General features: G+C 30.1%; 10 protein-coding genes. 5 read left to right on the top strand and 5 right to left on the bottom strand.

Annotated features, from left to right (window positions below; translation table 11 throughout):
- Nucleotides 1–748 (bottom strand): S1 RNA-binding domain-containing protein (locus ACFDSN_RS07900; RefSeq protein WP_375239305.1); only part of this gene is annotated, 748 nt, incomplete at its 3' end.
- 297 nt (nucleotides 749–1045) lie between these two features.
- Between ACFDSN_RS07900 and ACFDSN_RS07905 the strand changes: the two genes are divergently transcribed.
- A complete protein-coding gene (locus ACFDSN_RS07905) occupies nucleotides 1046–1426 on the top strand; it encodes a LysM peptidoglycan-binding domain-containing protein (protein WP_375239306.1) in 381 nt (126 codons plus the stop codon).
- A 97-nt stretch (nucleotides 1427–1523) separates the two neighbouring features.
- On the opposite strand, the gene cmk is transcribed toward ACFDSN_RS07905, so the two are convergent.
- Genes cmk through lon form a run of 3 tightly spaced genes read right to left on the bottom strand, consistent with a single transcriptional unit; the run spans nucleotide 1524 to nucleotide 5756 of the window.
- The gene (gene cmk, locus ACFDSN_RS07910; protein WP_375239307.1) at nucleotides 1524–2219 is read right to left on the bottom strand and encodes a (d)CMP kinase; all 696 of its coding nucleotides are present in this window, start codon (nucleotides 2217–2219) and stop codon (nucleotides 1524–1526) included.
- Complete coding sequence (porQ, locus tag ACFDSN_RS07915) at nucleotides 2219–3238, bottom strand: type IX secretion system protein PorQ (RefSeq protein WP_375239308.1); 1020 nt, start codon at nucleotides 3236–3238, stop codon at nucleotides 2219–2221. The genes cmk and porQ overlap by 1 nt, the downstream gene beginning before the upstream one ends.
- Before the next feature lie 49 nt (nucleotides 3239–3287).
- A complete protein-coding gene (gene lon, locus ACFDSN_RS07920) occupies nucleotides 3288–5756 on the bottom strand; it encodes an endopeptidase La (protein ID WP_375239309.1) in 2469 nt (822 codons plus the stop codon).
- Nucleotides 5757–6035: 279 nt separating this feature from the next.
- Between lon and ACFDSN_RS07925 the strand changes: the two genes are divergently transcribed.
- A complete protein-coding gene (locus ACFDSN_RS07925; RefSeq protein ID WP_375239310.1) occupies nucleotides 6036–7484 on the top strand; it encodes a glyceraldehyde-3-phosphate dehydrogenase in 1449 nt (482 codons plus the stop codon).
- A gap of 113 nt (nucleotides 7485–7597) precedes the next feature.
- A complete protein-coding gene (locus ACFDSN_RS07930; RefSeq protein ID WP_375239311.1) occupies nucleotides 7598–8227 on the top strand; it encodes a tRNA (guanine-N1)-methyltransferase in 630 nt (209 codons plus the stop codon).
- A 9-nt stretch (nucleotides 8228–8236) separates the two neighbouring features.
- Here the strand turns inward: ACFDSN_RS07930 and ACFDSN_RS07935 are convergent, their stop codons facing one another.
- Nucleotides 8237–9118 (bottom strand): winged helix-turn-helix domain-containing protein, encoded by an 882-nt coding sequence (locus ACFDSN_RS07935; protein WP_375239312.1) that lies wholly within the window; start codon nucleotides 9116–9118, stop codon nucleotides 8237–8239.
- 129 nt (nucleotides 9119–9247) lie between these two features.
- On the opposite strand from ACFDSN_RS07935, the gene ACFDSN_RS07940 reads away from it, so the two are divergent.
- Together ACFDSN_RS07940 and ACFDSN_RS07945 are read left to right on the top strand one after the other, a co-directional pair.
- A complete protein-coding gene (locus ACFDSN_RS07940) occupies nucleotides 9248–9466 on the top strand; it encodes a hypothetical protein (RefSeq protein WP_375239313.1) in 219 nt (72 codons plus the stop codon).
- A gap of 20 nt (nucleotides 9467–9486) precedes the next feature.
- A partial coding sequence (locus ACFDSN_RS07945) for a YceI family protein (protein WP_375239314.1) occupies nucleotides 9487–9660 on the top strand: 174 nt, incomplete at its 3' end.

The raw sequence follows: 9660 nt of genomic DNA on the forward strand, positions 1-9660 counted from the left end.
TAATGTTTTTAACAACACCTTCTAATACTTGTCCTTTTTCTAATTGACCAATAATTTCTTTTTTCTGTAACTCAATATCTGCTTCAATAAGTGCTTTATGAGAAACAACAACGTTTTTAAATTCGTGATTAATTTTCACTACTTTAAATTCCATTGTTTTATTAACGTAAACATCATAATCTCTAATTGGCTTAACATCAATTTGAGAACCTGGTAAGAATGCTTCAATACCAAATACGTCTACAATCATACCACCTTTAGTACGACATTTAACGAAACCATTAACAATTTCTCCTGTTTCGTTAGCTTTTATTACACGATCCCAAGCTTGGATTACTCTAGCTTTTCTGTGAGATAATACTAATTGTCCTGTTGCATCTTCACGTACATCAATTAAAACCTCAACTTTATCGCCTACTGCTAAGTTTGGGTTATAACGGAATTCGTTTAAAGAAATTACACCTTCAGATTTTGCGTTAATGTCAATAATTGCATCACGATCTGTCATATGTACAACAGTTCCTTCTACAACTTCGTCATCTAATGTATCAACAAAGTTTTCAGATACTAATTTCTCAAATTCTTTTAATTGAGAATCTTCAACCTCATCAATACCTTCTTGGTAGTTGTGCCAGTTAAAGTCAGTTAAGAATTTTTCAGGATTTGCTTGAGCTTCAGAAATTACTGGAGCTTGTGCTGTTTTTGCTTCAGTTGCTTCAACTTCCGCTTTGTTTGTTTTTTCAGCCATATTGGTTTGCTGATTAAAAATTTGTATTCTGAGTGCTAAGGTTTTCTATGCGATTGACACTTCAGAAGTGTTAAAATTAAATTAGTTTTCCCTTTTAATAAACCCGTTTATCGCTAAAAGGAGTGCAAAAATAACATTAATTTTTAGATAACACAACTCTAAAAACATTTTATTTATGTCTTTTAACTATTATAATAGTCTCATTTTTAGCGAAATATAAAAAAATTTTAAAATGTTAATTTTTTGGAATGTTATTTGTTATATTTATAACGTATAATTTAAAAACACATAAATAAAATGGCATTAAAAGCAAAATACCAAAGCGTTCTTGATTTAGGAGAAAAGTTAAACATTCAAAATGGAGACGTAAGAGAAGAAGAAGGCGTATTAAAAATTAAAGGTACAGCTGGAACTCAATACGAAAAAAACTTACTTTGGGATGCAATTAAAGAAGCTGGTGGAGATAGTCCTTCAGATTTAATGGCAAACATTTCAGTTGCAGACGAAACTATTTACGCAAGACATACTGTTGCTAAAGGCGAAACTTTAGGTGGTATAGCAAAACATTACTTTGGAAACGCAATGAAGTACAAAGAAATCTTTGCTGCTAACGAAAACGTATTATCTAATCCAGATGTAATTCATCCAGATCAAGAATTAGTAATTCCTAATTTATAGGAATATACTGTAGTTTATTAACATAGGTCATTAGACTTTAAAATCCCATTTGAAAATTTCAAATGGGATTTTTTGTGTTTTTATTTAGCTAAATCTCCTAATACAAATTATCTAAAGTAGTGTTTACCAACTCTAATACTTTATTGAATTGCTCTTTTCTAGTTAAATGAGAGTTATCTATTTCTATAGCATCGTCTGCTTTTACTAATGGCGAATCTTCTCTGTGAGAATCTATATAATCACGTTCTTGTACATTTGTTAACACATCTTGATAATCTACTTTATCTCCACGTTCAATAAGTTCGTCGAATCTGCGTTGTGCTCTTGTGTCTGCAGAAGCAGTCATAAATAATTTAAGCTCCGCATACGGAAAAACTACAGTTCCTATATCTCGTCCATCCATTACAACACCTTTGTCTTTTCCAAGTTTTTGTTGTTGTTTTACTAATAGATATCGTACTTCTGGAATTGCGGCTACTTTACTTACAAAACTAGAAACTTCTAAGGTTCTAATAGCATGTTCAATATTTTTGCCATTTAAATAAACCTCAGCAAAACCAACCTCTGGATTAAATTTAAATGAAATAGTTAAACTATCTAACTTAGTAATAAGGTTTTCAATTTTAAAAAAATCTTTAGTTATAAAACCATTTTGCATTGCAAAATAAGTAACCGCTCTATACATAGCACCAGAATCTACATAAACGTAACCTAAATGTTTAGCAATTTGCTTTGCAATGGTACTTTTTCCTGTTGAAGAAAATCCGTCTATGGCTATGGTAATTTGTTTCACTATCTTAAGTCTATTTGTAATCCGAAAAAATTAATATTTGATGCTGCCGAATATCTAGCATGCGTATAACTAAAACGTAATTTATTTAATTTTATGGCAAATCCAGCAGAAATACCAGAAAAATTACGCTGCTCTTCTATCCTAAGCTCTTCAGCTTTTCGAAAATTATAACCTAAACGTACATTAAAACCTTTGTCTGGAAATAATTCTGCTCCTAAAATTGTATGCCTAATAAGTTGGCTAAAAAAACCTACTTTTTCTTCGGTAACATTACCTTCTAAATCTGTTTGAACACGACCAGGATTTGACGCAGCAATTGGCCATTGCTGTAAGTTTTCTAAAGTTACATGCCAACGAATTGGCACGTGTTCTAAGGTTTGAGACATACCAAAATTAACCTCTAAAGGTAAACTTTCTTGTAAGCCAGCATAAGTTGTAATCTGCGTTCCAAGATTCCTAACTACAAGCGTGGCTTGAAACTCTAAACGTTCATCTATATACAATAACGCTAAATCTGTTGCTGCTCCAAAAGAACTATATTGCTCTAAAGTGGATGTAATTAGTTTTACATTTGCACCTGCATAAAAATCTGAATAACCTACTTGTTTTGCATAACCAAAAGATAGCGCAGCTTCTCTTCCTGTAAATTCTCCAGTAGAGTTTCCTTGTTCATCATAACCATCAAACGTACCATAGTTTACGTAGGTCATTCCTGCGTGAATAGTTTGTGTACGCCTATCCCATGTGTATGCATAAGCTGCAGTTCCATAAGAAATATCTCCAAAAAAATTAGTATAGTTTAATGCTAATTGATTATCCATTTCGGAGTTTATAGTAGATGGATTATACAATGCTTGTGTAACATCATAATCTACATTAGTAAGCACTTTTCCTCCTAAAGCTGCTTGTCTAGGCGATGAAACTAGGTTCAAAAACTGATAGGTTGAATTACCACCAAGCTGAGAAAAGGCTAAGGCGCTAATAAACAAACAAATAATAAACAGTTTTGTTTTAATCATTGATGTGTAAAAATAACTAAATCTAATGTAGAACGCTTAAATACAAACTTTATTTTTTATTACCTACTATTTCTAAGTTTTTAAAATTTTTGACATTAGAATTAGTTATAGCATACTTTATAACATCTTTCATATCTGAAACATAGTGAAATGTTAGACCTTTTAAATAATCAGGTTTAATTTCGTATATATCTCGTTTATTACTTTCGCATAAAATAATCTCTTTAATTTTTGCACGTTTAGCCGCTAATATTTTTTCTTTTATTCCTCCAACTGGTAATACTTTTCCTCTAAGAGTAATCTCACCTGTCATAGCTAAATTTTTCTTTACTTTCTTTTGAGTAAATAAAGAGACTAAAGACGTAAGCATAGTAACTCCAGCACTTGGTCCATCTTTTGGTGTAGCGCCTTCTGGGACGTGAATATGAACATTATAGTTGTTGAAAATTTCAGATTTTATTCCAAAATCGTCTGCGTTAGCTTTAATAAACTCCATTGCGATGGTTGCTGACTCTTTCATTACCTTACCTAAGTTCCCGGTAATAGTCATTGTACCTTTTCCTTTAGAAAGAATAGATTCAATAAATAAAATATCTCCACCAACACTTGTCCAAGCTAAACCTGTTACAACTCCAGCTACATCATTATTTTCGTATTTATCACGTTCCAACCTTGGGCTTCCTAGTACTTCAATTACATCTTCATTAGATACTTTTAGATTGTAATCTTCTTCCATAGCAATATTTTTTGCTGCATTACGCACCATTTTTGCTATTTGTTTATCTAAACCACGAACACCAGATTCTCTTGTATAACCTTCAACAATTTTCTCTATTTGAGGTTTTGCTAGTTTAAGATCTTTATCTGTTAAACCGTGTTCTTTTAATTGTTTTGGTAATAAATGTTGTTTCCCAATTTCTACTTTTTCTTCAATAGTATAACCAGTTACATTTATAATCTCCATTCTATCTCGTAAAGCAGGTTGAATATTTCCTAAACTATTAGATGTAGCAATAAACATAACCTTAGAAAGATCATACCCCATTTCTAGAAAATTATCGTGGAATTCGCTGTTTTGTTCAGGATCCAAAACCTCTAACATTGCAGAAGATGGATCGCCCTGATTAGAATTGGTTAATTTATCTATCTCATCTAAAACAAACACAGGATTAGAAGTTCCTGCCTTTTTTAGGCTCTGAATAATTCTTCCTGGCATTGCACCAATATAAGTTTTTCTATGACCTCTAATTTCTGCTTCATCTCTTAAACCACCTAAAGAAATACGTACATATTCTCTTCCTAAAGCTTCTGCAATAGATTTCCCTAAAGATGTTTTACCAACTCCTGGAGGACCATAAAGACATAAGATTGGTGATTTCATATCGTTACGAATCTTAAGAACTGCTAAATACTCTATAATTCGTTTTTTAACATCATCTAAACCGTAATGGTCACGATCTAATACTTTTTTAGCTCGTTTTAAATCGAATTTATCTTTACTAAACTCATTCCAAGGTAAGTCTAAAAATAAGTCTAAATAATTACGTTGAATTGAATAGTCTGCAACCTGAGGATTCATACGCTGTAGTTTAGCTATTTCTTTCTTGAAATGCTCATCTACTTTTTTATCCCATTTTTTAGATTTAGCACGAGTTTTCATTTCTTCCAATTCTTGCTCATTACTTACACCTCCAAGTTCTTCTTGAATCGTTTTCATTTGCTGATGTAAGAAATAGTCACGTTGCTGTTTATTCATATCATTTTGAACTTTAGACTGAATATCATTTTTAAGTTCTAATTTTTGAACTTCAATATTCATAAACTTTAACGTTTCTAAAGCTCGAGATTTCAAATCTCCTATTTCTAATAAATCTTGTTTTTCTTTTACACCTAAATTCATATTAGAAGACACAAAATTTATTAAAAACGAATCACTTTCTATATTTTTAATTGCAAATGAAGCTTCGCTAGGGATATTTGGGCTTTCCTCTATAATTTTTAATGCAATATCTTTTACCGATTCAATAATAGCCTTAAACTCTTTATTTTTCTCAGGTTTTACTTCTTTAACATCTTTAACAGTAGCCATAATATATGGATCCTCTTGAGTTACTTGATCTATAGCAAAGCGTTTTTTACCTTGAATTACAACAGTTGTATTCCCATCAGGCATTTTTAAGACTTTTAAAATGCGAGCAACAGTTCCTGTTTGATGTAATTGATCTGCTGTTGGATCTTCAACTGATTCGTCTATTTGAGCGACAACACCAATAACTTTACTACCTTTATTAGCATCATTAATTAGTTTTATAGATTTATCTCGTCCAGCAGTTATTGGAATAACTACACCTGGAAATAAAACCGTATTTCTTAAAGACAGAATTGGCAAAGATTCTGGTAAAGCTTCATTATTTATAGCTTCTTCATCTTCTGGTGTCATTAATGGAATTAATTCTGAATTCTCGTCGATATCTTGTAATGACAAACTGTCAAGTGTAAAAAAATCTCTTTTTTTCATAAGTATATATTAAGCCAAAGTGTCACTTAATAATAGCTACACTTTATCTTTAAATTTTAAAAAATTAGTAAAACCAACTGATAATCAGTTAAAACCTAATAATAAGTTGGTATCTTATATAATGAAATTCAATTAATATGCCAATGTATAAAACTTAATTAATAGATATCCTTAAGTTAAATTACAGAAGAATAAAACACGTTAAAATGTTTTATGAAAACGTTTGAAATATCTATTTTTGCGAAAGTTAAACACATCAACATAACTAAAACAAAAAGAATGTCAACTAACGAAACTTACGAAAGTGAATTAGCATTTCAAGCAGACAGACGTCGCGCTACTGTAGAATTTATCAAAATTGTTAGCGATTTATGGTACGATAAATCTATAGAATTGGTATTATTTAGAAACCAATTAATTGACCGTACGGTTAGCGATATTTTAAATCTACACGAATACGCAGAAGAATTTGTACAAAAACCAATCTCTGTATTTGACTCTGTAGAAATAGCAGAAGCGATTAAAATGTTAGATGTACCGCCAGCAAAATTAGATATTGGTAAATTAACTTACGAATACCACTTAGAAGAAAGTAAATATGGAAATGCGACTGCTTTTGTAGCAGACAAGCTTAAAGGTTGTAAGAAAACGGAAGCTATAAAACCTAAAGATGTTGTTCTTTACGGATTTGGTAGAATTGGTCGTTTAGTAGCAAGAGAATTAATGACTAAAACTGGAAAAGGTAGTCAGTTACGTTTACGTGCTATTGTAACTCGTGGAAAAATTGATGCTATTGTTTTACAAAAACGCGCCGCTTTATTAATGAATGATTCTGTTCACGGTGATTTTTGTGGAACCGTAACAACTGATTTAGAAAATGAATCTTTAATTATTAACGGAACAACAGTTAAAATTATATCGGCTAACCAACCAGAAGACATTGATTACACAAAATATGGAATTAACGATGCTTTAGTTATTGATAACACTGGTGTATTTAGAGACAAAGAAGCTTTAGAACGTTTAAGAGCTTCTAAAGGTGCTGACAAAGTATTATTAACTGCTCCAGGAAAAGGTGTTCCAAATATTGTTCATGGTGTAAATCATTTAGAAAACGATCCTGATAAGATTGATATTTTCTCTGCAGCATCTTGTACTACAAATGCTATTACACCTATATTAAAAGCTGTAGACGATACTTTTGGTGTAAAAACTGGACATTTAGAAACAATTCACGCTTATACAAACGACCAAAATTTAGTAGATAATTTTCATAAAAAATACCGTCGTGGTAGAGCTGCTGCTTTAAATATGGTAATTACAGAAACTGGTGCTGGAAAAGCAGTTAGCAAAGCTTTACCAAGTTTTGAAGGTAAATTAACAAGTAATGCTATACGTGTTCCAGTTCCTAATGGATCTTTAGCTATTCTTAATTTAGAATTAGAAAAAGAATGCTCTGTAGATAGTATGAATGCTACAATTAAAAAGTATGCTTTAGAAGGTGATTTAGTTGAACAAATTAAATATGAGTTGAGTGATGAACTTGTTAGTAGTGATATTGTAGGTTCTTCTGCTCCATCAATTTATGATAGTAAAGCTACCATTGTAAGAAAAGATGGTAAGAATGTATTACTATATATTTGGTATGACAATGAATATGGTTATAGCCATCAAGTTATTCGTTTAGCGAAACATATCGCTAAAGTAAGACGCTTTACTTACTACTAAATCTATTATTATTATAAAAAAGCCTCAAATTATTTGAGGCTTTTTTATGTATTTATCATAGCTATAAGCACATTCTTTGTATTTTTGCATTGTATTACGAAATCTTATTAATTATGTTATTTAAACAATCCCTAAGTGTTTTTCTTTTTCTAATTTTTACTTCGACAATTACATTTGCCCAAGTAGATTCTACAAAAACAACTCCTGAGCTATCTTTAACAAAAAGCACTATTGTTAATCAGTTTGAATATATCATAAAAAAATCTACGAATTGGAGAGATGAGAAAGGACAAAACTATGAAGTTGTAAAAAAACAATGGATTGCTCAATTAAGATCAAATACACTTGACACCTTAAAAGTTATCACAGATAAACACTCAGAAACTCTAGTAACAATATCAGAACAAGACAAAAATATAAAAACTTTACAAAGTAAATTAAATAATATACAATCAGATTTAGATGCTTCAAATTCAAAAAAAGATGAAATTAGCATATTTGGAAGCACATTAACTAAAACAACTTATAACACTATTCTATTTTCTATTATAGCTGTTTTAGGAGTTTTATTGGGCTTTTTCTTTTATCAATTTAAAAATAGTAACACAATAGCAAAGGAAGCAAAACATCAATTATCAGAAGTTGAAAACGATTTTGATGAACATAGAAGAAAAGCTTTAGAACGCGAACAAAAAGTTAGACGACAACTACAAGATGTTATTAATAAACATCGAGGAAAATAACTGTTGTTTTTAAAAAATTTCTAATTTATAGCCAACCCCATGAATATTGGTTAGTTTTAAAGTAGAATCTTCTTTTAAAATTTTACGTAATTTTGAAATATAAGTATCTAAACTTCTTCCAACAAAAACGCCTTGATCTTCCCAAACACGTTTAGTTAATTCTTCTCTACTAATTACCGTATTAGGCTGAGAAACAAAAATAGACAGCAACTCGCATTCCTTTTTAGACAAATTAATTTCTAAAGCTTCTTTTACTAATTTATTTTCTTCTGGATAGAACTTAAAATAGCCTAAATTATAAGTGCTCTTATCTTTAGTTTTCTCATCAATAGATTTGGGTATATTTTTGGTTTTAATGTAATTTACTATCCCAATAGCAACGATAAGCACAAAAATAATTAACCACAAATTTTTGTGTGTAGAAAAAGAACTTTCCTTAGTCATAAATTTAAGATTAATTTGATAACAACTATATGGTAAAACTCGACCAGAACATGGAATTATAGTTTTTTCTATTTCTGCATTCATTTGGTAGCTATAAGTTACATCTTCGTTTATACAACTTAAAACTTCTACCCTATAATCACTAGGTAAATTAAGTTTATTTAAGCTTTGCTTTATACTTTTTACTAAAGTGTTTGGCTCTAAAGACAGGTTTGAATTAAATGCTAATTTATAAGTGTTAGGGTTTACATTTAACACAGGTAAAACCAATGATATTGAGTCTTTATTTTTTAACAACAATGTATTTCCTACATCTCGTAAAGCAATCTTTACGGTTTCAGAAAAATTATTACTACTATTATTATGCGCGTTATTTTTAGGCAACAACCACAAAACTAACATCAAGGCTGCTAATCCAAAATAAATATAAATGTATTTTCTTTTCATAATTACTGTAAATAACATACAAATTCTTGACATTTAACAACTGTTGACATTTCTTTTACATTTTTTTGACATTTTTCACCTAATGTCCATATAGTTTTATCTCGAACATTAATTTTAAATATTCCTATTATGAAAAAACATGTATTAATTAGCGTAATTACAATTTTTACCACGCTACTATCTTTTGGACAAGAACAACTTAACATTAATACCACAAAAAGCATTTTAAAATGGCAATGTGATTATGCTTTTTATATTGGAGGACATTATGGTAATGTTTCTTTTAAAGAAGGTTATTTTATTAAAAAAATAACATTATTACCGGAGGTACATTTGTTATTGACTTAAATAGAATTACATGCACAGATATTGAAAACTCAGAAGCAAATACTGGATTGATAGAGCATTTAAAAAATGAAGATTTCTTTAATGTAAAACAATTCCCAAACGCAAAATTAGTTATCACAAAAACTCAATATCATAATAACAAAGAATTAAAAATTTACGCGGAGCTTACTATAAAAGGCATTACAAAACCAAGA

Origin of the sequence: Aurantibacter sp. (genome assembly GCF_042094015.1) — a bacterium.
Classification (GTDB): Bacteria; Bacteroidota; Bacteroidia; order Flavobacteriales; family Flavobacteriaceae; genus Aurantibacter.

Excerpts from the sequence above, each read along its gene's own strand:
- lon (WP_375239309.1), bottom strand. The coding sequence starts at position 5,756 with ATGAAAAAAAGAGATTTTTTTACACTTGACAGTTTGTCATTACAAGAT.
- ACFDSN_RS07905 (WP_375239306.1), top strand. The coding sequence starts at position 1,046 with ATGGCATTAAAAGCAAAATACCAAAGCGTTCTTGATTTAGGAGAAAAG.
- ACFDSN_RS07925 (WP_375239310.1), top strand. The coding sequence starts at position 6,036 with ATGTCAACTAACGAAACTTACGAAAGTGAATTAGCATTTCAAGCAGAC.
- ACFDSN_RS07940 (WP_375239313.1), top strand. The coding sequence starts at position 9,248 with ATGAAAAAACATGTATTAATTAGCGTAATTACAATTTTTACCACGCTA.
- ACFDSN_RS07935 (WP_375239312.1), bottom strand. The coding sequence starts at position 9,118 with ATGAAAAGAAAATACATTTATATTTATTTTGGATTAGCAGCCTTGATG.
- porQ (WP_375239308.1), bottom strand. The coding sequence starts at position 3,238 with ATGATTAAAACAAAACTGTTTATTATTTGTTTGTTTATTAGCGCCTTA.
- ACFDSN_RS07930 (WP_375239311.1), top strand. The coding sequence starts at position 7,598 with ATGTTATTTAAACAATCCCTAAGTGTTTTTCTTTTTCTAATTTTTACT.